Here is a 23709-nt window from a genome sequence, read left to right as displayed (position 1 = left end):
CGTGGTCGTGGTTGCCGGGTCCAGTCCGGCCACTCCCAGGTGTGACTGTCTCGCCCATCGGTTCGGGAACGCGGCCGACCGGCCAGAGCGTCGGCCTCGGTATGGCTCGGACATGAGCGATGCCGAGTGGGCTCTGGTGCGGGATCTGTTGCCGGTGCCGGGATGGCTGGCGGGCCGGGGCGGGCGGCCGGAGGGCTACTGCCACCGGCAGATGATCGACGCGGTGCGCTATCTCGTTGACAACGGCATCAAATGGCGGGCGATGCCGTCCGACTTCCCGCCCTGGCCGCGGGTGTATGCCTTCTTCGCCCGCTGGCGGGATACGGGGCTGGTGGCCGAGCTGCATGAACGGCTGCGCGAGGGCGTCCGCCGGGCTGAGGGCCGTGACCAGGAGCCGAGTGCGGCGGTCGTTGACTCGCAGTCGGTGAAGGCGGACGCCACTGTTGCTCACCACTCGCGGGGGTTCGACGCAGGGAAGAGGATCAACGGGCGCAAGCGGCACTTGCTGACCGACACTCTCGGGCTCCTGCTGGCCGTGCTGGTCACGCCGGCTTCCACGACCGACCGGGATGCCGCCCGCGTCCTGCTACCCGCAGCGAAGAATCACTTCCGGCGGCTGGCGCGGATCTGGGCCGACGGCGGTTACACCGGCCACCTCACCGACTGGACCACCCAGCACCTCGGAGTCGTCCTCGACATCGTCCGCCGCAGCGACGACGTCCAGGGTTTTCAGGTCCTGCCCCGCCGCTGGGTCGTCGAAAGATCCTTCGCCTGGCTCCTGCGCAGCCGGCGCCTGGTCCGTGACTACGAACGGCGCACCGAGACCAGCGAAGCCGTCGTTCTGTGGTCGATGACCATGCTCATGAGCCGCCGCCTGACCGTCCAGCACCAGGAACCTGTTCCGGTATCGGCGGCTTGAACCTTCCCGGCTTCTCCTCGACCAGCCAGCCCCGTTCCACCAGCCGCTTCAGCCGGGCCCTCGCTCCCTCGACACGGGAGGCGGAGGCGCTGTCCCAGCCCAGCACCACCGCTGCCCGCCGGGCACCCAGCCCATCGGCTCCTGCTTCCACCGCGGCGGCCATCAACGCCTGATAGTCCGGCGACAACTCCTCTGTTCCGGTGGCGTTCTGCCGGTGAGGCACCGCCCGGCGCGGTCCCACCGGCTTCCGCTGTGACACCCCGCCGATCACTTCGGCGGGCGCATCCGCCTCGGCCAGTGCCTCCAGATACTGCTCCAGGCCGATCACCCGGCGCCTGAGCGCCTCTTCCGCGTCCGCCAGAGCCGCCCGCACCCGCTCCAGCTCGGCTTCGAGTTCCTCCACCCGCACCGCCGCGGACTTCCGCCGCGCTTCCAACACCGCCCGCATCGACGGCATCCGCCACCCCCACGACATCTCAGCCAGCAACGAGCCGAGACTCCCGCGACCGCGGCCATCTCATGCCTGACCAGCGAGAACCACACACGAGGTTCGGAAAGAGAACGACCTCTCAGCTTGTCGTTTAACGTCCAGCGTCGAACGCGGCTCGAACTTGATCAGCGTTCTCGCAGTTCGGCGGACGTGTAGGCGGCCTTCGTCTGATCCTGTGCTCCGTCACAGAGTGGATCAGCGCGAAGGCCGTGGTCGTGAGTTTGGTGCATCAGGGCGTCCTGCGGGATGCGTTCGCGGAAGTGTCACGCTTCCGGTCGGAGTTGTACGCGTGTCTGACCACGCGGGGCGACGCGTTGTTCGAGTTGTGCGACGCGCTGCTGTGCACGGACGGGCCGGTTCGGACGCTGGTTGATCTCGCGCTCGCGCCCGAACACCGCCGAGGTCACGGGGCTCTGTACGGCGGACTCAACCAGGGCCGGATCGACGTCGCACGGCTGCGTCGTGCCCTGACCGAGGTGCCGCTGCCGAGGGCGGCGGACGGTCGGCTCGTACTGGCCGTCGATGTCTCGCCGTGGCTGCGACCGGACGCCAACACCTCTGCCAACCGTGCCTTTTGCCACACCTTCGGCCGGGGCGAGGGCAAGCATCAGATGGTGCCAGGCTGGCCGTACTCGGTGGTGGCTGCGCTGGAGACCGGCCGCACGTCCTGGACGGCGGTGCTGGACGCTGTCCGCCTGGAGCCCGGCGCCGACGTCGCCGCCGTGACCACGGTGCAGATCCGCGAGGTCGTCGAGCGGCTAGTCACCGCCGGCCAGTGGCGACCGGGTGACCCGGAGGTCCTGGTCGTGCTGGACGCCGGATACGACGCCCCGCGCATCGCCCACCTGCTGAGTGACCTGCCCGTCGAGATCCTCGGCCGACTCCGTTCAGACCGGGTGATGCGGCGTCCGACACCCTCCCGCGAAGAGTTCCACCTGGCCAACCCCAAGGGCGGCCGGCCACCCAAGCACGGCGGCGAGTTCGTCTTCGGTGACGCCGCAACCTGGGGCACCGAGCAGGCCGTGACCGCCACGGCCACCCGGCTCTATGGGAAGGCGACCGCGCAGGCATGGGACCGGCTGCACCCGCGGCTGACCCACCGGGCCGCATGGCTCGACCACAACGGGCCGCTGCCCATCATCGAGGGCACCGTCATCCGCCTAGCCGTGGAGAAGCTGCCCAGCGGCGGAGTCAACAGGCCGGTCTGGCTGTGGTGGTCGCGAATCGGCGCCACCGAAGCGGACGTCGACCGCTGCTGGCAGTCCTTCCTCCGCCGCTTCGACATCGAGCACACATTCCGCCTGTTCAAGCAGACCCTCGGGTGGACCAAGCCCCGGCTCCGCAGCTCGGAAGCGGCCGACCGGTGGACCTGGCTCGTCATCGCCGCCTATGCCCAGCTCCGGATCGCCCGCCCGCTGGCCACCGACCTTCGCAGGCCCTGGGAAAAGCCGACCGAGCCGAACAAAATGACACCCGCCCGCGTCCGCAGAGGGTTCAGAAACCTGCACGCGAAGACCGGCTCACCCGTCGGCGCACCGAAACCCTCCCGTCCCGGCCCAGGCCGACCGCCCGGCTCGAAGAACCGCTATCCGGCTATCCGTCATGACGTGGGACGCGTCCTCGCCACCGGCGAGGCATACAGCCGTCCCGCCCACCACAAGGTGGGCACCAAACCCCGCAGAACAGGCTGACGAGTGACACAGAGGGCCAGCACACTGAGCGCATGCGCTATGAGGAGAGAGCCAAGCTCACAGTCGTGAAAGTCCTGGTCCAGCTGGCCGTCCTTGTCGCCTCACCAGTGCTGCTGATAGCAGGAGCACCGATCCGCCGCCGCTATCTCCGCTACGTCTACCGCGATGAGGCCCCGCAGATCCTGGACAAGGAGCGAGGTCGGGTCAGCGCCCACTACTTCGTGGTCACCAACCCAGTTCTGCAGTGGCTCTGCTGGCCCACAGAATCACTCGCCCGTCTCATCGAGAGCCGAGGTTAAACGACAAGCTCAGAGTCTGTGCGGTTTTGGCCTGTCAGCCTTCGTCGGCCGTCCTGCGGTGGTCGACCACAGTGTCTGGCCCAGGGGACATGATGGTCTCGTGGCCGTTTTCGGCGCGCACGCGGTAAGGCGGTGTTCCGTCCGGCCCGAGAACCTCGATGATCTCTACGACCTGCTCCTGCCGGCCGACGGCTCGGCCATGCATGACCAGGCGGTCCCCTTTACAGGCCATCTCATTTGGCCTGATCGATAGTCTGTCGATGTGGGGATCGTTGAGCGGCTGGTGCCGGATGAGTTGTGGGAGTTGTTCCAGCGGGTGGTGCCGGAGGCGCCGACCCGTCCGCAGGGTGGTGGCAGGCGTCGGCACGGGGACCGGGAAGTGCTGGCCGCGATCGTGTTCGTCGCGACGTCTGGTTGAACGTGGCAGCAGTTGCCATCCGCATCGTTCGTCAGGGCCCGCATGTTCACCGAGTCGATCGCGCAGCGGGACCAGTCCAGCTCGCCGCGGGAACCGAGTTCGTCGAGGACCAAGCGGTGGAGCTTGGCCCACACCCGGGTCTTCGACCACTCCGTGAACCGCCGGTGGGCTGTGGCTCCCGACGGCCAAAAGGGGGAGCTGACAGGCCCGAATCCTGTGGATCGGGGCAAGTACGGCTCAAAGATCCACTTGATCACTGAGCGGACCGGTCTGCCCCTGTCCCTCGGCATCTCGGGTGCCAACGTCCATGACAGCCAGGCCCTGATCCCCCTGGTTCAAGGAATCCCGCCGGTCCGCTCCCGGCGCGGCCGACGACGGCGCAGGCCCGGCAAGCTCCACGGCGACAAGGGCTACGACTACAACCACCTGCGGCGCTGGTTACGCGACCGACGCATCACACCGCGGATTGCCCGCAAGGGCACGAACTCCAGCCAGCGGCTGGGCCGGCACCGCTGGACCATCGAACGCACCATGGCCTGGCTCGCCGGATGCCGACGCCTCCACCGACGCTATGAACGCAAAGCCAGCCACTTCCTAGCCTTCACCAGCATCGCCTGCACCCTCATCTGCTACCGCAGACTCACCAGCACGGACGGATATCAGGAGGCGTCGGTGTAGGCGAGGTGGGCTCCGCAGCCGGTGCAGCGGAAGAGCATGGCGGTTGCCTCCTGGCCCAGGCTGGTCAGGAAGTGTTCGAGTCGGCTTTCGTCGTGCCAGCCGTCGAGACGCATGTCGTTCCGCAACTGGTCGAGTGCTTCGGGATGCGCCGCTAGCTCGGCGTATCCGACTTCCCCCACGAAGGCGGCCGCGTCCTGGCAGTGGACGAGCCAGTGTGGATCCTGCCAGGCGTGGAAGCCAGGGGTGCGGCGGGTGACCTCATGCAAGACGTTCTCACTGACACCGTCGAGCCCGTAGGAGTCGGTGAAGTCGCCGGCGAAGCGTTCAGCCGCACTGCCATCTGCGATGCACCAAGGACAGAACCGTCCCCTGACGTCCTGAGCAGTGTAGAAAGTGGCCGTGTAGATCCATCCCCTGTTGGCCTTGCAGCAGGCGCACGTCTCGGTGGACGCGCGGATGGACCCGCTCGCGAGGGGATCTGGGTGATAACGGAAGAAGGGCAGGTCGGCACTCATCGGCACTTTCCGATCCGCGACCTGGTCGCTCTGCCCACTGATCCCATGAAGAGCAGTCTGTCTGCGAGCAGGTTCTTGATCAAGCGCGGGGGTCGGAGTCTCTCTGCAGAGCCAAATGAGATGGCCTGTTAGCTCCGCAGGCCGATGACCGCCCAGTCGCGGCGGGCGGCCTGGCTGACGACGTCGACGGAGGCCGCGGGGCGCGACCGTCGGGACCGCGGTCGCGGTGCGGCGCTCGGCAAAGACCCGAGCCCGCCGCCAGCAGCGCACCGGCGGCTTCAGCGGCGGGCAAGACGGCCGTTGGGTACCCCGGAGACGACGACCGGATGCCCCAGACGCTGGAGAGCTTCCACGCGGTGCTGCGCACTGCTCTGGAGCCGCCAGCCCCCTCGACCCGTTGGTGGGTCCTGAGGCGAGCCTGGAGCGCGCAACGCCGTGAGGCCTACGCCAACGACCAGGGCCAGGAGGCGTCGCTGGCCGCGGTCACCACCCGCTCGAACCGCAGCAAGGCCGACCAGGACCCCGCCCAGTGGCTGCCGCCCGCGGCAGACATGCATTGCCGCTGCGCGGGGGAGTGGGTAGCCGCCAAGCTGCGCTGCAGCCTGACCGCAGACGAAGCCGAGCTGGCGGCGCTGCGGGCACAGGCTGTCGACTGCCTGCTCCAGAGCGTCAACTACGAGGAGACGGCGTAGTGTCGCACGTAGGCAATCGGGCCTTTGCGGGACCTGTCAACCGCCGATTTTGCGAAGGACGAATCCAAGAGCGTCAGTGCTGTACCGGTCGAGGTAGCTGAGATGGACCTGGAGGCTGTAGCCGCTGGCGCAGTACTGGTCGTTGTTGTCGCAGTAGGACCGGGTCTTGTCGGCGTAGGCCGACAGGGATTGGTGTGGCAGTCGGGGGAAGACGCCGTCCCGTTGCGCGGTGCCGACGTTATACGGCTTCCCCGTTGTGTACCGGGGGTCGCCCATCTGGATCACAGCGGTGACGTGGTCGCCGATCGAGGCGTCGAGCGGCGGGGTTTCCGGTCCGAGATTTCCGCCACCCCCTCCGCCGAGAGCGTCACCGATGATGTGGGCGCCCTGGGAGTACCCGACCAGGACGATCTTCTGCCGCGGGCACTTCTCGACCTGGTCGGTGACTTGTTGCTTGACGGCAGCGGTACCCGAGGCCGAGCTCCACCGATAGGGGAAGAGAAGAGCGGGGTAGTCGATCGCGTTGCTGCTGACAGTCTGGTCGCTGTGGTTCTTGATCAGATCAACCAGGCTCTGGATCGCACCGAGCCCGGGAGGCTCGGTCGAGCCCCGTGCGGCGAGAACGTGGACCTGGGCGCATTGGGAGGACTTCGAGGCACCGCGGGCCGGCGATGTGGCAGCGAGCGAGCCAGCGGCCACCGCGGCCACCGTGATAACACTCGTCACCAACTGTGCGGGTCGGTGGAGCATGGTGCACTCCTGCGGGAAGGGGGACAGCGGAGGACCAGTGCAAGCAGTTCAGCGGTTTGTTTCGAGAGACTGGGCTGGCCCACCTTGTGGTTGAGCGGAATGGGCCCGCCCGGAGCCGCCCGGCCGCTACCCTGGCCGCAGGGTGCGGCGCACCCCCCGTGGCGCCGCACCCGACAGCCACGCCGCCTCCCGATGCCTCGTCGGTGTCTGACCGAGGCCGGCCGTCCATCGGGGGCCCCTCCCCATTGCGCATCGCTTCCGATTAGCGTCGTACGCAGCAACCATGAGACGACGTCCGTGCCCTCCCTTCATGCCGGCGAGAAGTACTGGTGTGGTGTGTGGCTGTGCGGGGGCGGCCACCAGCTCACCACTAAGCTGTACGCCGATTGCGCCTTCCACTTCGCCCACGTGCTGGACTCGAGCACACCTCCACCCTCGCGCGAAAGGCGTTCGAGGTATCCAGCGAGACCAGCCTGTACATCAGGTCCGTGCTGCTGAACTGGACGGAGGAGCAGGACATCACCGCCGCCGCCATCCCGCTGGGTGCGGATAGACCGGTGGTCTCCGGCTGGCCAGTGTGGGGTCGCCTGTAGCCGCTGCTGCCGAAGCATGAGCGCAGGTTCCGGTATCCGGGCCGCAAGGCATTGCCGGGCCGGGAGGGCTGGACTCGGTTACGAGGTGAGCCAGTATGTAGAACTGTGCTGCGGCTGGCCGAGAGAGCCAGCCGCAGCACTGGGGACCCGCCAGCTAGAACTTCAGGCCGACGTTCAGTCCAAAGCCGCCGAATCCGAATTCGAACATTGGGCTAAGGCCTTCCGACTTTGCGGGTGCGAAGTGCTCCACGACCGCGTGCGAGAGGATAGGCCGTCCGATGCTGTTGTGCCAGCAGAGTTCGGTGGTGAGGCCGTTGGCCACATTCCAGAATCCGCGGTAAAGCTGCTCCGGTTCGGCCACGGGGTCCGGTGCATCACCTTGGGATTCCGTCAGGCGCGTGACTGCTGCGTGGAAGGTGTTCGGGTCCTGGAGCTCACGGAGGACAGTCCTGATCGCTTCTTGAAACGTCGAGCTCACGAGCTTGGTGACGTAGTCGTACGCCTCGACGTCACGTGCTGCCGATACTTCAGGTTGTGTGGCGACCATTTTTCGATCCTTTCTGATTTGACTCCCAATCAGGAATCGGGCGGCCAAGTCCGATCAACCAGGGATTAGAGGCTCACCGGTTCGTCGAGAACGGCAAAGTATTCCTGGGGGTCACCGATGGCCTGATCGGGTCGCACAAGGTCCCGCAGGACCGAGTGCACCTCCAGGAACGACCCTCTCTTATCGCTGGAGGAGTCGGTCGTACTAATACTCCCCCGCACGCCTCGCATCGGTGTGCCCCGCAGCGTTGAGGTCACGTCCCGGCCGCGTCTCTCAGTCGTTTCCTCGACGTTGATGCTGGCCAGAGGGATGTCGATCACCCCGACATAGACGAACAGCGGGTGCGTAGGTCATGCGCTGACTGCACAGTAGAGATGTGCCGAGGAATGACACGTGCCTCGAACTGCTGGGGCCCTTCGAAGTTACCAATGCTGGCCGTCGTATGTCCCTTCCCTTGGGAGCTCAGCGCCTGCTGGCGTTCCTGGCGTTGCATGGCGATGGCGCTCACCGAGCCGCTGTCGCGGAACAACTGTGGCCTGAGTGCAGCCCCTTCCGGGCGGCAGCAAATCTCCGGTCTGCTCTGTGTCGAGGCCGGCGCTTGGGCTGCGTGAACGCGATCGAAACTGTTGGTCCGCGCCTGATGCTCTCGCCCGCAGTGCATGTCGATCTGCACCGTGTCTGGGAGTCAGCCCGCCAGGTGATTGAGCGGGTGCAACCGGTGCCAGTCGATTGGGCCTGTCGCGTCAGCGACCTCAGCCGGGAGTTGCTGCCTGGCTGGGCTGAGGACTGGTTGATATTGGAACGAGAGCGCTGGGACCAAATGCGTGTCTACGCCCTTGAGAGCCTAGCCCAGCAGTGTCAGGAGGCGGATCAGTACCTGCCCGCGCTCCAGGCTGCCGTCGCAGCCATGAACATCGACCCCATAAGGGAGACCGCGCACCGCATCGTCATACAGGTGCATATCGCGGAGGGCAATGTTGCAAGCGCGCTCAAGCGCTACCACAACTACAGGGCCTTCCTTAGCCGGGAGTTGAACGTCGCACCATCGTCTCAAATGACGCAGCTCGTACGGAACCTGACTACAACACAGTTGTGACATCACCTCATGTTGCGTTCCATCAGAGGCGTCACAGTTCATGATTCTGCGTTCGACACCTCGCCTAGGCTGATGCACAGTGGATATGAGGAGGTCCAATCAGACGAAATCCGGCCGGGGCCACGACCGTTGGACAACTGCCTCAACTTCGGCCCGAATCTCGTCAAAGTCTGTACAATCTTCTCCCGTCATCCAGGAGATGCACCATGGCCGTGAAAGTCTATTTCACCAAGCATGGGAAATATGCGCGATACAACGTGTCTCCCCCAGGGCCGCCCCCAGACGGGGTCGACTACGTGAGGTCCATCGGTGCCAACTGGGGTCACACCGTTCACTACGGATTCGATGCTGACATCGACGCGGCTGTGAACTGGCCTAACGGACACGTCTACTTTTTCAAGGGAGAGAAGTACGCCAAATACGATATCCAGGCCAACGACATCACCGGGACTCCGAAACTGACGAAGGATCATTGGGACGGATTCGAGGGTACCGGCTTCGACGAGTATATCGACGCCGCACTGGAACTGGGCGACGGCTCGGCCTGGTTTTTCAAAGACGATCAGTGTCTGCTCTTCGGTGAAGAAAAGGGCGCTGAGACGGTTATCGTCGGGCCAGGAAAAATCGCTACCCTCTTGCCCGATCTCGCGTCAGCGAGCTTCGGCTCCGGCGCCAGGGAAAACTTCAGCTCACATCTCGACGACGGCGTCTTCATGAACGGAAAGGGCTACATATTTAAAGGTGATCATTACATTCGCGTGACACGCAGCGGCGACTTCCTTGTGGTTGACACCGACTACCCTCTGAAGACGGCGGACCAGTGGGTCGGTTTTCCTTCGACCTTCGCCGCGCGGAACTTCCAGTCAATCTGGATTAACCCGAACGCATAGCCACGCGAATTGCGGGACAGCCCTTAAGGGGTGTTGCAGAAGGCTTGGTGGCGGGCATTTTGCCTGTATGGGTGGGGTGTTGAGGGCTGAGCCGGTGTGGGTGGAGACGTTCACCGGGTTGCGGATAGGGCGGTTTGAGAAGCTGCTTCGCGCGGTGCGGGAACGGGGCGGCAACGGTCCTGGTGGTGGTCGGCCGTGGTGCCTTCCGTTGGCCGAGTGGGTGCTGCTGGTGGCCGTGTATTACCGCACGAACCTCACGATGCGGCAGCTCGCACCGCTCTTCGGGTGCTCGCCGGCCACCGTCTGCCGCGTCATCCAGCGTCTGCGACCGTTGCTTGCACTGGAGCCGGTGCCGAGGCCGGCGGCGGGCGTGGAACGGTTATGGATCGTGGACGGCACCTTGGTCCCGGTTCGCGACCGAACGGTCGGCGCCTCCTCGCGCAACTACCGGTTCTCCGCGAACGTGCAGGTCATCATCGATGCCGACACCCGCTGGTAGTGGCATCAGCCCGACCGGCGCCCGGAACAAGGCGGATGCGCATGTCTGGCGGGAGTCCGACCTGCCCGCCATCGCGGCAGGCACGACGGTGATCGCGGACGGCGCTTACCTGGGCACCGGGCTGATCGTCCCGCACCGCAGGAGAGCCGGCCGCCCCCTCCTGCGCGGCCAGGAGGAGGACAACGCCGAACACCGGCGCGTGCGTGCCCGCGTCGAGCACATCTTTGCACGGATGAAGAACTGGAAGATCCTCCGCGACTGCCGCCAAAGGGGCGACGGCCTCCATCACGCCGTCCAGGCCGTCGCCACTATGCACAACCTCGCCCTAGCCGGGTGAAACAGCACGTCAGTCGGCACTCAGCCTCGCCCACACCGAGCCTTGTGCAACACCCTTAGGTAGGGAGGAAGGAGGCGAGCGAGGCTGGCCACCCTGCCGCCTCCGCTTCCTCCCCGGCCGGCACGCGAATGTGAAGGGCACCCGCAGGTCGCCGTGCTCGCGGGCGTAGATGACGGCTGCCTCCACGCCGCGTCGCCAGTGCTCCTGTTCGCGAGGCGCCGGCGGAACTGTGAGGGGAAGTCCCCTCGCTGCACCGCGTGGATGGTTCTCAGCATTGGGCCGAACTGCGCCACCGGACCTCCTCAGTTCGGTGAGATCGGTACCCAGGTGGACGCATGGCTGGCCTGCTGTGACGCCAGATTCAGGCGATCGGACTATTGCCGCGGACATCGCTCCGTTCGAAACCAGCTTGCTTGGCTACATGGTTCCGCGAGTCCACCATCGGGGAGCTTCCCAGCACTACCACCCGCCGTGTCATCAAGGGCGAGATCCTGCGCGTCACCCCCTGCAGACCATCGCCTTCCTCAAGGGCTACGACATGTTCGCCGCGCCCTCACCCGCGAGGCCCTGCGCCGCGGCATGCCTGTGCCGCGGCAGCCCGTGGCACGAACGACTCCGCCAGGAGCCCTCGTGCCTCCCCTCCAAGGTCTCACACTGCTCCGAGTGCCACCGACTCCAACGCTCCGGCGCCCCCCCCCCCCACTCGGCAAGCGCGACGGGAACACGGCGTGGCACCCTGCCAGCACGGCGCCTCGCCGCTACCGTGGCGCCCTGCGGCATCGGTCTGCTGCTCCTCACGCGAACCCTCGGCCCACTGGTTCAAGGCGGAGGCGAAGAAGCTCGGCTTCGACCAGAGCCCATCTCACCGACCGCACCACCGCACACCAGTGCCTGTTCCTCACGCTCCGCGGGCCGACGGAGCGGAGCGGAAGGTACCCGCCATGTCGGCCACCCAGATCAGCAGCCGCGCCCGGACGTACGCCCTCTACACCGGCACCCCCCGCCAGGTCGCCTGTGACGCCGTCGCTGCCGCGCCGCCCCACGCGCCCCTCATCCCGGCACCGGCCCAGCACGCGCAACTCCTGCTCGAATCCGAGGTGTTCTACTGGGTCCTCAACACCCAGCGGCACTTCTTCGAGTACCCCTTCGGAATCCGCTACGTGCAGCCCACCTCACACGGCATCCGGCTCCACCTGGAGAGCAACGCCAGCCTCGAAAGCCTGCTGAGCGGACTGCTGCCCTGCCGCTCACCGATGAGCGTAGGACGAGACGAGATCTACGGACTCAACGGCATCCGGATCTGCGCACGCACCGACCGCGGCATCGAGCTCCGCCGGCTCGGACAACCCACCAGCATCAAGCTCACCGGCCCCTCACGCCGAGCCTTCCAGAAGGCCGAGGCAGCCCTCGCGCAGCAGATCCAGAGCAACGGGGGAGAAGCCTGCTGGCTGGTCGGCGACACGTGGACTCCCTACGAGAAGCAGTGGGACACCGAACGGCAGCCGCTCATCTACGAGAAGATCTGGCGGGACGCCGCCTGGCTCCCCAGCGGGCTGCTGCGCCGCCTCGGACTCCTCCACACCGTCGCCGTCCCCCAGGTCGTCACCGGCCACGAGTCGCGGCTGGGGGAGTGGTGGATCCTGCAGCTCGAGCACGATTCCGAGACAGCCCTGCGCCGCGCCGAGCTGGTGCAGGCCCTGACCGACCCGGAGCATGGTCTGCCGCTGGAACTGTGCGGTCACCGCGACCTGACGCCCGGGGGCAGCCTCGGTCTGGTCCTGTTGAAGTCTCCGGATCGCAGCGCCGCTCTCCAACTGCGCTACGACCGGATCGACTACCCGATCAGGAAGGACCACGTCGAGATGTTCGCCGCGATCCGGCGGCGCACGAGTGCCCTGACATGCGAGGCATCGTTGCCCGTGATGCCCGGTTGCTCGGGCACCGGCTGAGGGGGCACGAGGCGTTGGGGCCTTGGTCAAGGCCCCTTCACCCGAAGGGTTTGCCGCAATGCGGTGATGTCCCATGCCGTAGGCGTTTGCCGTACCGTTCTCGGACTGCGCCTGCCCAGGGGAGTGCGGCGGGCCGGACCGGGGAGAGGACGGCGTCGGGGTGAACGGGGAAGATCAGGAGGCCTGGGGTCAGCGAGCGGTCTGCCGAACCGCTGATCCGGACGAGCTTTTCGTGGACGGCGCGGCCCAGAACAGGGCCAAGGCCGTGTGCACCGGCTGTCCGGTGCGCACCGAGTGCCTGGCCTATGCCCTCGACCATCGCATCGAGCACGGAATCTGGGGCGGAATGACCGAGCGTGAGCGGCGGGCTCTCCTGCGACGGCGCCCCCTGGTCACGTCCTGGCGACGCCTGCTCGAAGCCGCCCGGTCGGAACACCAACGACTGGCCAGCCCGGACGAGGGACAGGCATGGGACGTCGCAGGATGAAAGCCCACCGGCCCCACCACTTCCTCTCCCGGCACGGGCGCTGCTGAGCCGTGCCTACAGCAGGTCCAACTCCGCGTCGACGTACCCGAACTGGTCAACCATGTACACCAGCGCCTCCCGCAGCAAGCGCTGGCGCTCTGCGCGTCGCATTGCCGGTTCGGAGGTGATGGTGACGGCCATCCGTGATCTGGTGCCGCCGTCGTTCGTGCCGAGGGGCGTCAGGTCGACGATCGTGTCCAGGGTCGGCAAGACCCCGCTGTCGGCGGGCTGTTCGCACGTCATCCGCAGTTCGGTGGTGGGCGGGGCAGCCCACAACAGTCCGGCCGGGTCGCCGACGACGTCCGGCAGCAGCTCGGCAGCGGTCTCCCACGTGTCGAGCAGTACGGCCTGGACCTCGTCGAGGCCCAACTGCGTGTCCCAGCCGGGGCCGAGGGCTGCCGCCCATGCTGCCGGGTTCTCGATCAGGACGTCGGCGCAGGCGACCACGATGGATTCCATCGTGGTGGGCAGGGCGAGCATGACGGAGGCCTTCAACGCCGGGCTGCCGTCCGGTCCGGCGATCGTGCACGAGTAGCCGACGGAACGGGCCGAGTTGCCGAAGGGTCCTCGTTCCCAGCGAGCGGCGGGCAATTCCGAGCCCCGGCGCCTGGACAGTATCGTCACCGCCCCGGCCACCGCGCTGTAGGGAAGCTGCTGTTCGAGGAGCGTGCGCCGGGGTTTGCTGATCTCCAGCTGGTCCGGGTCGGCCCAGGGCAGGTTCACCACGGCGCGCAGGCGCAGGGCCGGCGTCTGGCCGGAGGTTCCGATGTCGGCGGACCGGCCCTGGTTGAGGCCGAAGCGGGGGAGCGGCTGCCACCGCCACACGCCGCGCCCCGAGCACGTCAGGCGGCCCGCGCCCCACGATCCGCCGTCGAGGTCCACACTCCGGGAGTCGGCCGCGATCACCCACGGAGTGTCCGTGTCCTTCGGCGGGCGGGGAAAGCCGATGGCCGCGAGCGGGTCCTGGCCCGGTGCATGCTGGCCGGCGGCGACGATCGCCTGCCAGACGGGCTCGGCGACGGCCGCCGGCGGGCGCCCGGCCACCAGACACAGCACCCAGCCCGGCTCGCCGTCGAGCTCGTAGTGCAGATCTTGCAGAGCGGCCGGGCCCTGCGCCCACGCCTCTCCGGCCGGCCGGCCCAGTCCTGCGCCGGCCAGCTGCTCGTAGGCCGCACGCATCTCCCGCTCGCGGTCGGGCAGGCCCTGCCCGACCCGCAGCTCACCGTCCGGCCCGGCTTCAGAGACGGCCTGCCGCACGAGCTCGGTGAGCGCCTGAGCGGTGGGCATGCCAGAGGCTCGGACACCGGCGGAGAGCAACTGCTGGATCTCGGCCCGCGGCAGCCAGTGCGTGCTGTCGCCGTCCCGCCTCGGCACGGCGACCGTGTCCGTGCGCGGAGACCCGGGCTTGCCCACCGGCGCCGGCACGACGAACAACGTGCCGGCGGCCTGCTCGGGGACGTCGATGAACACCACCCGCTCGCCGTCCGCACCGGACCAGCCGACGCGCACGCCGCGCGGAGCTGGGGTGATCCATTGACGGATCAGCTTGCGGATCTGGTCCACGTTCACTGCGGCCGGGTCGAGGCCGACGATGCGGTCCAGGACCTCTTCGTCGTGCTCCAGGCGGGTGGCGATGCCGATGACGATCATCCCGCCGCCCCCGTTGGCGAACGCCGCGACGTCCTTGGCGAGTTCCTCGACCGCCTTGGGGTCCGCCAGCTGGTACGGGACGCCCTTCGCGTCGAGCCACTGCGTCTCGCGCAGTTCGAGCAGGGCGACCGGCTCATTGCCGTCCAGCGCGGCCAGCGCGCTCTTCAGATCCTTCACCACCCCGGCAGTATCCACCGGCGCTTCGGCCGCTCGCCGCCATGTTTCACAAGCGCTGCCGACCGGCCCACCACGGCCTGACCACAGGCCCGGCCCCCAAGCTCTCCCTGCCCCGACGCACCGTTAGGGAGTCACGCACCCAACAACGTGACAACGCCCGTCGGAGCCCTCCTGCGACGTTCCCTCCACCTCGACAGCGGCCTCGACCACCAAACCCTCAATGCCCTCCTCGACCTGGCGCTCCCGCCCTCCGCGCAATCCCCCGACGGACGATGACCATTGCAGTGATGGCCGACGCTGAAGCCGCCGGCTGGCTCACCGCTACGGCGGCCGGGGAGATCTGACCCACGTCCGACACAGCACGGGCCCCGGGGGATCAGCCATGACGTCCCCGGGGCCCACTGTATGGAGTCGTACTGTTCAACGACGGCCGCACGCCGCCGTCATGCCTTTGGACTGAGGCTGCCCCGCGCACAGAGTTCGGATCCGGTGCCGCGACTGGCGGGCCATCCCGCCTCACCGCCCTTGTGGTCTACGAGCACCACGAACACCTGGCGCTGCGCCCACGCGAACACGCCAGTACACCTATGCATCACGATCGACATACTCGGCAGCTCGACCGCCTCAAAGAGGGGGGGAGACGCCGACGGCCGCTCCTACAACCATGTGTCAGGCCGTCGGCGGTCGTACCGCTTGCCGCAAGGAGGATCATGTCAGGACATGCAGAGGAAGACGCATGGTTGGAGGCTGAGGAGGCCGGGCACGCGGAACCACCGGCGACGATCTCCCCGGATTTGGTGCAGCAGGTGGAAAACCACCTGGCCCCACAGGCGCAGCAGCCTGATCAGGAGGACTATCAGCGGCGTCTCGCTGCGGACGTCGCTGTCGTAAGGGCGGTCCGCGCCGACGGTTACACAGGTGAACGCGCGGACCGCTTGATGCAACGGCTTGCCGCTTACGGTTGGCCCATTCTGCACCACTGGATCGGGACGGGCGAGATCTTCGCCCGCTGCGCAGCGGGTGGCCGACCGGTGTCCTCCCCGCCGACGCATTTTCCGTGGAACGATGAGGAACAGTCCACTCTCGCCACCGAGACGCTTCTGTCGGCGGTGCCCTTCTTTCGCCGGTACGCGCTTCAGCAAGGCCAATGGGATCCTCGGCGGGGTGCTGGCCTCACCACATACTTCATGGGCGCATGCGTCAGCTGCTTCGCCGTGACCTACCGCAAGTGGTGGAAGCAGCAGCTCGATAGTCAGCGCCTAGCTCGCTGGGACGACAGCAACGAGGCCCTGATCCAGCTCCCCGACCCGCGGACACCCGACCCGTGTCATACGGCTCTCGTGCGCGACGAGGTCTCCAGGACCCTCACCCGCATCCATGACCCCAAACTCAGGAAGGCAATGGGGATGCGGGCACTTGGCTACACCGAACGGGAGGCGGCCCAGAGCGTGGGCCTGACGGCCAAGGCGTTAGTGAGCGTTTGGTTCTCGGTTGTCTGTTTTATTTGGCTTAGCTGTCGCGCCAGTTGGGGGTGGCTTCGTGGGTGAGGCGGCGGGTCATGAGGTTGATGGCGGCCAGTTGGATCATGGCGGCTGATCGGTGGGGGTGGGTTTCGTAGTCGCGGGCCAGGCGGCGGTGGTGCATGAGCCAGCCGAGGGTGCGTTCGATGACCCAGCGGCGGGGCTGGACGTGGAAGCCGCGGGTGGTGGGGTCGCGTTGGACGATTTCGAGGTCGATGCCGAGGTGGGCGGCGTGTTCGATGGCTTTGGTTTTGTAGCCGTTGTCGGCCCAGGCTTTGGTGATGGTGGGGTGGCGCTCGCGGACTTTGGTCAGGAGTTGGGTGCCGGCGGCGGAGTCGTGGACGCTGGCGGCGGTGACGGCGACGGCCAGTAGGAGGCCGAGCGTGTCGGTGACGATGTGCCGTTTGCGTCCGATGATTTTCTTGGCGGGGTCGATGCCTTGGCTGGTGAGGGGGACGGTGGCGGAGGTTTTGATGCTCTGGCTGTCGATCAGGCAGGCGTTGGGCTCGTTGGTGCGGCCTTCGGCCTGGCGGATTTTGCCGCGTAAGAGGCCGGTGAGCTGGTCGAAGATGCCGTCGGCTTCCCAGTGGGCGAAGTAGCCGTAGACGGTTTGGTGGGGTGGGAAGTCGTGGGGCAGGTAGCGCCAGGGGATGCCGGTGCGGTCGACGTAGAGGATGGCGTTCATCAGGGCGCGCAGGTCGTGGGTGGGTTTGCGGATGCCGTTGCGGGCTTGGCGCCAGGCTTCGAGGGTGGGGCGGATGAGTTCCCAGCGGGCGTCGGACAGGTCGCTGGGGTAGGGCCGTGAGGGCTGCATGATGCCTGGGTATGCGGTGGCGGCCGGTCTGAGCAGGGCGTGGGCGGGGGCGTTGGGTGCATCGGGGCGTGCGTTCTCGATCTCGGGTGAACCGGTAGGTTTTTGAATGAGACAGGAGCTTTGTTAAGGAACCCGGCGCATAACTGGTCTGCCGATTGCCGCAGAAGCCGCATTTCCGGCGGATCGCTTGGTTCGGCACTCACGCCGGGTCGCTGACAATCACTATGAACCGCCCAATAGGCGTATCAAACGCTCACTTAGAGGTCGTTCTCTTTCCGAACCTCGTGTGTGGTTCTCGCTGGTCAGGCATGAGATGGCCGCGGTCGCGGGAGTCTCGGCTCGTTGCTGGCTGAGATGTCGTGGGGGTGGCGGATGCCGTCGATGCGGGCGGTGTTGGAAGCGCGGCGGAAGTCCGCGGCGGTGCGGGTGGAGGAACTCGAAGCCGAGCTGGAGCGGGTGCGGGCGGCTCTGGCGGACGCGGAAGAGGCGCTCAGGCGCCGGGTGATCGGCCTGGAGCAGTATCTGGAGGCACTGGCCGAGGCGGATGCGCCCGCCGAAGTGATCGGCGGGGTGTCACAGCGGAAGCCGGTGGGACCGCGCCGGGCGGTGCCTCACCGGCAGAACGCCACCGGAACAGAGGAGTTGTCGCCGGACTATCAGGCGTTGATGGCCGCCGCGGTGGAAGCAGGAGCCGATGGGCTGGGTGCCCGGCGGGCAGCGGTGGTGCTGGGCTGGGACAGCGCCTCCGCCTCCCGTGTCGAGGGAGCGAGGGCCCGGCTGAAGCGGCTGGTGGAACGGGGCTGGCTGGTCGAGGAGAAGCCGGGAAGGTTCAAGCCGCCGATACCGGAACAGGTTCCTGGTGCTGGACGGTCAGGCGGCGGCTCATGAGCATGGTCATCGACCACAGAACGACGGCTTCGCTGGTCTCGGTGCGCCGTTCGTAGTCACGGACCAGGCGCCGGCTGCGCAGGAGCCAGGCGAAGGATCTTTCGACGACCCAGCGGCGGGGCAGGACCTGAAAACCCTGGACGTCGTCGCTGCGGCGGACGATGTCGAGGACGACTCCGAGGTGCTGGGTGGTCCAGTCGGTGAGGTGGCCGGTGTAACCGCCGTCGGCCCAGATCCGCGCCAGCCGCCGGAAGTGATTCTTCGCTGCGGGTAGCAGGACGCGGGCGGCATCCCGGTCGGTCGTGGAAGCCGGCGTGACCAGCACGGCCAGCAGGAGCCCGAGAGTGTCGGTCAGCAAGTGCCGCTTGCGCCCGTTGATCCTCTTCCCTGCGTCGAACCCCCGCGAGTGGTGAGCAACAGTGGCGTCCGCCTTCACCGACTGCGAGTCAACGACCGCCGCACTCGGCTCCTGGTCACGGCCCTCAGCCCGGCGGACGCCCTCGCGCAGCCGTTCATGCAGCTCGGCCACCAGCCCCGTATCCCGCCAGCGGGCGAAGAAGGCATACACCCGCGGCCAGGGCGGGAAGTCGGACGGCATCGCCCGCCATTTGATGCCGTTGTCAACGAGATAGCGCACCGCGTCGATCATCTGCCGGTGGCAGTAGCCCTCCGGCCGCCCGCCCCGGCCCGCCAGCCATCCCGGCACCGGCAACAGATCCCGCACCAGAGCCCACTCGGCATCGCTCATGTCCGAGCCATACCGAGGCCGACGCTCTGGCCGGTCGGCCGCGTTCCCGAACCGATGGGCGAGACAGTCACACCTGGGAGTGGCCGGACTGGACCCGGCAACCACGACCACGCGACACTTCGACAACAGGGCCTCTTGCTTCTCGCTGGACTCGACAACCGCGAGCTACCAAGAGGCCCTTCCTTCATGCCCCCACGTCGGCCAACTCACCCGATCCAGCGCGCTGTTCGAAGCAGACCGAGCACACGAACGGATAGAGAACGGCCAGTTAGAGAGGCGCAGTAGCAAACAACGCGACAAGCTCCGCAGGACGGACTCCGCCGCCTCGGACTGCCCCGGCGAAGGGAGCGGTGAAAAGTGAGCCTCGACGAGACCTCGCGCAGCTCCGGAAACGACCCCCAGGACCCCTTCGAGGCACTGCTGGACGCCTCCACGCTCGGCACGGAAGCAGCCCAGCAAATCTGCCAAAGCGTTCCCGACGCCGTTCGGGAACATCTTTCGGACCACACAACGGCATCGGCTGCATGTGACCGCTGCGCACCGTGGAACACCCCCGGCGAGGAAGAAGCCTACGAAGGCACAGGCCAAGGGGACACGCTGGTCCTGGACGCTGACCTGGTACAGGTCCTCAACAGCCCAGGCCCCTTGAACGAAGCCCCTGCGGTGGCCAACTCGGCGCCGACGCCCAGGACCGTGTGGTGCACGCTGCACCTACGCCTTGTGGTGTCGAGCGACTCCACACTGCCAGTGCCCGTGGAACTGCGGTACGCCCCGACCGATCCCTACGCCGTGCACACCACCTTCCACACCGGCGCTGAGGAGACAACGGAATGGGTATTCGCCCGGGAACTCCTCACTGAAGGACTACGCCGGCCCACCGGCACCGGCGACGTCCACATCTGGCCATCCCACAGCCATGGTCACCCTGTCGTCTGCATCGCTCTGAGCTCCCCGGAAGGTGAGGCAGCCCTGCTCGAGGCCCCTGCGGGGGCCCTGAGGTCCTTCCTGAGGCGAACCTACGCCGAGGTGCCACCCGACACTGAGCACCACCACATCGACACCGACAGCCTCGCCAACTTCCTCGACACCGTCTGGCGCAGCAATGACTGAGTAAGGCCGACCGTCTGCAGGCACCCCGACAGTCGTGTCGTCGACAGTCGTACGACCGACGATGGCACATCGATCCGCAGGCGCCGCCAGTGCCCTGACTGCTCCCGTCGTTTCACGACCGTGGAGACGTGCTCGCTGATGGTGGTGAAGTGGTCCGGAGTCACCGAGCCCTTCAGTCGTACGAAGGTCATCAATGGAGTGCGCAAGGCGTGTCAGGGGCGGCCCGTCACCGAGGACGCGCTCGCCCAGCTCGGCCAGCGGGTCGAGGAGGCGGTGCGGGCCACCGGAAGCGCCGAGCTGACCACCCACGACGTGGGGCTGGCCATACTCGGACCGTTGCAGGAACTCGACCTCGTCGCCTACCTGCGATTCGCCTCCGTCTACCGGGCGTTCGACTCGCTCGACGACTTCGAGGCGGCCATCGCGGAGCCCAGGAAAGTAACAAAACGCCCGTATAGGGAGGCGGCATGACAGAGACGGCGAGCGGTCCGGCGCGGAGTTCCCGCCTCAAGAGCGGTAAGGCGAGCAAGGGCCTGCGTGTCGAGCGCATCCACACCACCCCTGGGGTCCACCCCTATGACGAGGTGGGCTGGGAGCGTCGTGACGTCGTCATGACCAACTGGCGCGACGGCTCGGTCAACTTCGAGCAGCGCGGCGTTGAGTTCCCCGACTTCTGGTCGGTGAACGCGGTCAACATCGTCACCAGCAAGTACTTCCGCGGTGCCGTGGGCACGCCGCAGCGCGAGACCAGCCTCAAGCAGCTGATCGACCGCACCGTGAAGACGTACCGGAAGGCCGGTGAGGACCACAAGTACTTCGCCTCGCCCGCCGACGCCGAGATCTTCGAGCACGAGCTGGCGTACGCCCTCCTGCACCAGATCTTCAGCTTCAACAGCCCCGTGGGGTTCAACGTCGGCACCAAGCAGCCCCAGCAGGTCTCCGCCTGCTTCATCCTGTCCGTCGACGACTCCATGGAGTCGATCCTCGACTGGTACAAGGAAGAGGGCATGATCTTCAAGGGCGGCTCCGGCGCCGGCCTGAACCTCTCCCGGATCCGCTCCTCCAAGGAACTGCTCTCCTCCGGCGGCAACGCCTCCGGCCCGGTCTCCTTCATGCGCGGCGCCGACGCCTCCGCAGGAACGATCAAGTCCGGTGGCGCCACCCGCCGCGCCGCCAAGATGGTTGTCCTCGACGTGGACCACCCGGACATCGAGGACTTCATCGAGACCAAGGTCAAGGGAGTAGAGGAGATCCTCGGTATGCGCCACGCCCGTCGAAATCGCGTTCCCCCGGTTCCGGCAAAACATCCCGTTAGTCGTTTCTGCGGTATTTGCCTACCGGGGCCATTGTCAACACCCACCACTACGGTTGTGGCTACCGAAAACGCCCTTCGGCGGCATGACGAAGGGAGATCTCCTGGCGGGCCCTGCTTCCGACGGCTGGCCGCTGGGAGATCTCCCTCTCGTGTCGTCGAGGTCGTCCGCCCTGCTGAGGGAGAACTAACCGAATGACGCCCGTCGACCGTATAACAGCCACGATCGGAGAGCCACGCCCCGCTTGGCTCACGCGGACCGCACTGACTGGACTCGTCTCCACCGCTGGGCTGTCGCCGACGCACACGACGGAGTACGCGTACGCGGTGCGTACCGGGCTGAAGAAGGAGTCAGCATGACCACGCTGCCTCCCGGCCCGCCGGACCCGCTGCTCTCGCAGCGTGCCCTACTCGTGCTGCTGACCGCTGCCTTCCTTGGCACGGTCATCGGAATTCTGACCTTCCTCAGTGGAGGCAGCGCCGCCACTGCTGTGGTCGCCGGCTTGGTCGCGGCGGGTGCGAGCACGCTGGGACTGCACACGCTGATCGGCCGTTGAGAGCTATGTGCCCAGCGTGGAAAACATCTCACCGCAGCAGGTCTCCGCCTCTTCATCCTGTCCGTCGACGACTCCAAGGAGTCGACTCAGGCGCCGACCCGACCGACCTCCGCGCACCGACTGCCTGACAACGCGGCGCTGGCGGTCGGTGAGTCCGGAGCTGTCCGCCCGGATGCCGGGAGGTCGGCCCGGCAGGGAGCGCTTGTGCCCCTCAGGGTTCGTGGCTTCGTTCATCGCATGCACCGGCTCCAGTCGGCCCTGGGAGCGGTCCTGGGCAGCGATGGCGGCACTGTCTGCGGTGGTGGTCACGTCGGCCCCTCTCGATGGTCTCCCTGCTGGACAACGGTAGTTGCTTTCGAAAGGTTGCGCCAAACACACGTTCGAGTGAAAAATCGCGAATCACCGGACGCGACCATGTGTCCGGGAGCGCTAGCGACCGCGCCACCTGGCGGGCAAAAGGGCCCATTGCTGCACTCTTCACCGCAGGGGCGATCGCCTGTGGACTGTGCCTCAGTCTGCCGTCCGGCATTCCCTCGCCTGAGAGCAGTCCTCATGCGCGGGAGGCCCATCTCCCCTTCTCGTGACGCCCACGGTATCTCCGCATGCGCCGTGGCGGTACGGCCGTTCAGCAATGGTGCGGCCGTATCCCAGGTGAAGCTGCAGGGTGGCGGCGCCTTCGACGTGAACGGGTCGCTGCGGAAGGGGTCGCCGCACGTCATCTGCGCCTACACATGCGTACGGCCTGGATGTGTGAGCCAGTCCCCACATCTAGTGGTTGGATTGCGGCAGCAGCCCAGAAGTTGTGGTCCCCCGGGTCTTCAAGGACCCAGTGGCCCATATGCTTGGGGCTGCTTCCCCCGGGAGCCCCGCCCGAGTTGTTCGCCTCGGCCTGAGGCGAAGTCCTGAGCCTGCTCAGGATCCCTTCTGGGGCTGGAGGGAGGGGACGCCAATGGCCACGGAGTCAAATCCGTCCGGTCACTGCGCGCGGTGTGAACGCCGGCTGTCTATACGACAGGCGATGGTCGACTGGGCGCCGGTGATCACGGTCATGGTGGAGGTGCTGAAGTCCTTCTGGGCCTGATCCAGAAGAAGGGAACGGCCGGTGACGGTGAGCTCACACACGCGTGAGCCCGACCGCTGCTTGGACGGCCGGGCTCGTGACTGCGGCACCGCCGAGGGGCCTGATTGCTGGGTGGAGCCAGCGTCAGGCCCTTCGGGGATCTTCTGAGACTGGATGGTTCTCGTGGAGTCCCGTCCAGTCCTGGTGAGTCCCCGGGTGCCTCTGCATCGTATGACATCGCCGCCACACTGCAATGCCTTGAGGGTGGCCGTGTTGCGTCGGCCCATAAGGCAGGCTCACACCGCTGCCCACTCCAGTCCGAGGTCGGCGAGCGCTTGGAGCCGCTCCGCGCTCAGCTTGGCGCGCCTGGTCTTGGTGTTACTGAGGAACACTCCGAGCCGGACCTGTGTGCCGTCTGACAGGACTTCGATGTGGGTGCGGCTGATGGTCCCTACGGAGCCCTCTCGCTCCTTGTATTGCGCCAGGTGTCGACGGGCAGGCCGCGCCGACGCCGCTCAAGGGAGAGCTGGGACCAGGCCCACACGCGGGCGCGGCCGCACCTCTCGTGCGTCCACACCGGCACCATCGTCTCCATGGGCCGCGGCCGGCCGGGGTGCGGGGTCTCGATCAGCACCAGACCCAGGTGGACCTCCCGCTCCCGGGTGACGTCGATGTGCTGGTCGCACAGGTGGCACACGATCGGATCGGCGGCGCCGGGCTGGCCGCACTTCTCGCCGTGCTCGACGACCTTCCGCACCTGATCGGCGCCGAGGAGCTCCTGCACTCCCCAGGCGACGAAGTAGCCGGTCACCCCGAGCCGCGGCCGCCGCTCTCGCACTCGCGGCGAACGTCCTTCAGCGCGGCCTCGTACGTCTGGCCGGTCTCCGCCGCGCGCCGGCGGGCGGCGTTCTTCAGCGCCTGGTTCTTGGCACCCACGGGTCCCCTCGCTGCGAGCACGGCCCCGTGACCCGGGCACGCCTGGCG

At 67.1% G+C, this 23709-nt stretch carries 23 protein-coding genes and 6 pseudogenes; 17 read left to right on the top strand and 12 right to left on the bottom strand.

The features are described from left to right. The first annotated feature begins 112 nt into the window (after nucleotides 1-112). Nucleotides 113-919, top strand: coding sequence for an IS5 family transposase (locus A4E84_RS00470; protein WP_107308242.1), 807 nt, complete (start codon nucleotides 113-115; stop codon nucleotides 917-919). Here A4E84_RS00470 and A4E84_RS00465 read toward each other — a convergent pair. Beyond that, nucleotides 861-1394: a hypothetical protein gene (locus tag A4E84_RS00465; RefSeq protein WP_237304726.1), complete on the bottom strand. Its 534-nt coding sequence runs from the start codon at nucleotides 1392-1394 to the stop codon at nucleotides 861-863. The genes A4E84_RS00470 and A4E84_RS00465 overlap by 59 nt on opposite strands. A 230-nt stretch (nucleotides 1395-1624) precedes the next feature. Between A4E84_RS00465 and A4E84_RS00460 the strand changes: the two genes are divergently transcribed. Both A4E84_RS00460 and A4E84_RS00455 read left to right on the top strand, forming a co-directional pair. Continuing rightward, nucleotides 1625-3100 carry an NF041680 family putative transposase gene (locus A4E84_RS00460; protein WP_237304718.1) on the top strand — a complete coding sequence of 492 codons (1476 nt, stop codon included), beginning with the start codon at nucleotides 1625-1627 and terminating at the stop codon, nucleotides 3098-3100. 32 nt (nucleotides 3101-3132) lie between these two features. Then, nucleotides 3133-3399, top strand: a complete 267-nt coding sequence (locus tag A4E84_RS00455) for a hypothetical protein (RefSeq protein ID WP_062924574.1) — start codon at nucleotides 3133-3135, stop codon at nucleotides 3397-3399. A 34-nt stretch (nucleotides 3400-3433) separates the two neighbouring features. Here A4E84_RS00455 and A4E84_RS00450 read toward each other — a convergent pair whose 3' ends face one another. Then, the gene (locus A4E84_RS00450) at nucleotides 3434-3631 is read right to left on the bottom strand and encodes a DUF1918 domain-containing protein (RefSeq protein ID WP_062924625.1); all 198 of its coding nucleotides are present in this window, start codon (nucleotides 3629-3631) and stop codon (nucleotides 3434-3436) included. Nucleotides 3632-3661: 30 nt separating this feature from the next. Here A4E84_RS00450 and A4E84_RS40085 point away from each other — a divergent pair. Then, nucleotides 3662-4495 (top strand): annotated as a pseudogene (locus A4E84_RS40085) (IS5 family transposase). Here A4E84_RS40085 and A4E84_RS00430 read toward each other — a convergent pair. After that, nucleotides 4477-5010, bottom strand: coding sequence for a CbrC family protein (locus A4E84_RS00430; RefSeq protein WP_062924624.1), 534 nt, complete (start codon nucleotides 5008-5010; stop codon nucleotides 4477-4479). The pseudogene A4E84_RS40085 and the gene A4E84_RS00430 sit on opposite strands and share 19 nt — an antisense overlap. Nucleotides 5011-5426: 416 nt before the next feature. Here A4E84_RS00430 and A4E84_RS00425 point away from each other — a divergent pair. After that, nucleotides 5427-5702, top strand: a pseudogene (locus A4E84_RS00425) (HNH endonuclease); the annotation flags it as partial. A gap of 36 nt (nucleotides 5703-5738) precedes the next feature. Here A4E84_RS00425 and A4E84_RS00420 read toward each other — a convergent pair. Both A4E84_RS00420 and A4E84_RS00415 read right to left on the bottom strand, forming a co-directional pair. Further along, nucleotides 5739-6452, bottom strand: coding sequence for a cutinase family protein (locus tag A4E84_RS00420; protein WP_062924623.1), 714 nt, complete (start codon nucleotides 6450-6452; stop codon nucleotides 5739-5741). A gap of 747 nt (nucleotides 6453-7199) precedes the next feature. After that, nucleotides 7200-7592, bottom strand: a complete 393-nt coding sequence (locus A4E84_RS00415) for a hypothetical protein (protein WP_062924622.1) — start codon at nucleotides 7590-7592, stop codon at nucleotides 7200-7202. Nucleotides 7593-8199: 607 nt separating this feature from the next. Between A4E84_RS00415 and A4E84_RS00405 the strand changes: the two genes are divergently transcribed. The 5 genes and pseudogenes from A4E84_RS00405 (at nucleotide 8200) to A4E84_RS00385 (ending at nucleotide 12850) form a co-directional block, all read left to right on the top strand. Beyond that, complete coding sequence (locus A4E84_RS00405; protein ID WP_159029534.1) at nucleotides 8200-8688, top strand: AfsR/SARP family transcriptional regulator; 489 nt, start codon at nucleotides 8200-8202, stop codon at nucleotides 8686-8688. Nucleotides 8689-8894: 206 nt separating this feature from the next. Beyond that, complete coding sequence (locus tag A4E84_RS00400) at nucleotides 8895-9578, top strand: hemopexin repeat-containing protein (protein ID WP_062924619.1); 684 nt, start codon at nucleotides 8895-8897, stop codon at nucleotides 9576-9578. A 67-nt stretch (nucleotides 9579-9645) separates the two neighbouring features. Next, nucleotides 9646-10414 (top strand): annotated as a pseudogene (locus tag A4E84_RS00395) (transposase family protein). A gap of 941 nt (nucleotides 10415-11355) precedes the next feature. Next, complete coding sequence (locus tag A4E84_RS00390) at nucleotides 11356-12363, top strand: hypothetical protein (protein WP_062924618.1); 1008 nt, start codon at nucleotides 11356-11358, stop codon at nucleotides 12361-12363. A gap of 160 nt (nucleotides 12364-12523) precedes the next feature. After that, nucleotides 12524-12850, top strand: coding sequence for a WhiB family transcriptional regulator (locus tag A4E84_RS00385; protein ID WP_062924617.1), 327 nt, complete (start codon nucleotides 12524-12526; stop codon nucleotides 12848-12850). A gap of 54 nt (nucleotides 12851-12904) precedes the next feature. On the opposite strand, the gene A4E84_RS00380 is transcribed toward A4E84_RS00385, so the two are convergent. After that, nucleotides 12905-14719 (bottom strand): AlbA family DNA-binding domain-containing protein, encoded by a 1815-nt coding sequence (locus A4E84_RS00380; RefSeq protein WP_062924616.1) that lies wholly within the window; start codon nucleotides 14717-14719, stop codon nucleotides 12905-12907. A 707-nt stretch (nucleotides 14720-15426) separates the two neighbouring features. Between A4E84_RS00380 and A4E84_RS00375 the strand changes: the two genes are divergently transcribed. After that, the gene (locus tag A4E84_RS00375) at nucleotides 15427-16263 is read left to right on the top strand and encodes a hypothetical protein (protein WP_159029533.1); all 837 of its coding nucleotides are present in this window, start codon (nucleotides 15427-15429) and stop codon (nucleotides 16261-16263) included. On the opposite strand, the gene A4E84_RS00370 is transcribed toward A4E84_RS00375, so the two are convergent. Then, a complete protein-coding gene (locus tag A4E84_RS00370; RefSeq protein ID WP_062924614.1) occupies nucleotides 16226-17050 on the bottom strand; it encodes an IS5 family transposase in 825 nt (274 codons plus the stop codon). The two genes, A4E84_RS00375 and A4E84_RS00370, sit on opposite strands and share 38 nt — an antisense overlap. A 354-nt stretch (nucleotides 17051-17404) precedes the next feature. Here A4E84_RS00370 and A4E84_RS40080 point away from each other — a divergent pair, with 354 nt between their 5' ends. After that, a complete protein-coding gene (locus tag A4E84_RS40080; RefSeq protein WP_237304726.1) occupies nucleotides 17405-17938 on the top strand; it encodes a hypothetical protein in 534 nt (177 codons plus the stop codon). On the opposite strand, the gene A4E84_RS00365 is transcribed toward A4E84_RS40080, so the two are convergent. Continuing rightward, the gene (locus tag A4E84_RS00365) at nucleotides 17880-18686 is read right to left on the bottom strand and encodes an IS5 family transposase (protein ID WP_107308242.1); all 807 of its coding nucleotides are present in this window, start codon (nucleotides 18684-18686) and stop codon (nucleotides 17880-17882) included. The genes A4E84_RS40080 and A4E84_RS00365 overlap by 59 nt on opposite strands. Before the next feature lie 663 nt (nucleotides 18687-19349). On the opposite strand from A4E84_RS00365, the gene A4E84_RS00360 reads away from it, so the two are divergent. The 4 genes and pseudogenes from A4E84_RS00360 (at nucleotide 19350) to A4E84_RS00345 (ending at nucleotide 21665) form a co-directional block, all read left to right on the top strand. Continuing rightward, nucleotides 19350-19796 carry an SsgA family sporulation/cell division regulator gene (locus A4E84_RS00360; protein WP_062931203.1) on the top strand — a complete coding sequence of 149 codons (447 nt, stop codon included), beginning with the start codon at nucleotides 19350-19352 and terminating at the stop codon, nucleotides 19794-19796. A gap of 15 nt (nucleotides 19797-19811) precedes the next feature. Then, nucleotides 19812-20258: pseudogene (gene nrdR, locus A4E84_RS00355) on the top strand (transcriptional regulator NrdR); the annotation flags it as partial. Between the two features lie 5 nt (nucleotides 20259-20263). After that, a pseudogene (locus A4E84_RS00350) lies at nucleotides 20264-21067 on the top strand (vitamin B12-dependent ribonucleotide reductase); the annotation flags it as partial. Nucleotides 21068-21464: 397 nt separating this feature from the next. Then, nucleotides 21465-21665: a hypothetical protein gene (locus A4E84_RS00345; protein ID WP_062924612.1), complete on the top strand. Its 201-nt coding sequence runs from the start codon at nucleotides 21465-21467 to the stop codon at nucleotides 21663-21665. 126 nt (nucleotides 21666-21791) lie between these two features. Here the strand turns inward: A4E84_RS00345 and A4E84_RS40070 are convergent. Beyond that, a pseudogene (locus A4E84_RS40070) lies at nucleotides 21792-21974 on the bottom strand (transcriptional repressor LexA); the annotation flags it as partial. A 640-nt stretch (nucleotides 21975-22614) separates the two neighbouring features. On the opposite strand from A4E84_RS40070, the gene A4E84_RS45170 reads away from it, so the two are divergent. Further along, a complete protein-coding gene (locus A4E84_RS45170) occupies nucleotides 22615-22746 on the top strand; it encodes a hypothetical protein (RefSeq protein WP_257784319.1) in 132 nt (43 codons plus the stop codon). A gap of 275 nt (nucleotides 22747-23021) precedes the next feature. On the opposite strand, the gene A4E84_RS45385 is transcribed toward A4E84_RS45170, so the two are convergent. From A4E84_RS45385 to A4E84_RS45165, 3 genes are read right to left on the bottom strand one after another with little or no spacing between them, the layout of a single operon-like run. Continuing rightward, on the bottom strand, nucleotides 23022-23117 hold the full coding sequence (locus A4E84_RS45385; RefSeq protein WP_335340813.1) for a helicase: 96 nt from the start codon (nucleotides 23115-23117) through the stop codon (nucleotides 23022-23024). Between the two features lie 59 nt (nucleotides 23118-23176). Further along, nucleotides 23177-23563 carry a hypothetical protein gene (locus A4E84_RS00340; protein WP_062924611.1) on the bottom strand — a complete coding sequence of 129 codons (387 nt, stop codon included), beginning with the start codon at nucleotides 23561-23563 and terminating at the stop codon, nucleotides 23177-23179. Continuing rightward, nucleotides 23533-23661, bottom strand: a complete 129-nt coding sequence (locus A4E84_RS45165) for a hypothetical protein (RefSeq protein ID WP_257784317.1) — start codon at nucleotides 23659-23661, stop codon at nucleotides 23533-23535. The genes A4E84_RS00340 and A4E84_RS45165 overlap by 31 nt, the downstream gene beginning before the upstream one ends. Between the last annotated feature and the right edge of the window lie 48 nt (nucleotides 23662-23709).

Origin of the sequence: Streptomyces qaidamensis (assembly GCF_001611795.1) — a bacterium.
In the GTDB taxonomy this organism is placed as follows: Bacteria; Actinomycetota; Actinomycetes; order Streptomycetales; family Streptomycetaceae; genus Streptomyces; species Streptomyces qaidamensis.
Note: the sequence above shows the minus strand (reverse complement) of the source record. Positions and strands in the feature narration are given on the sequence as shown.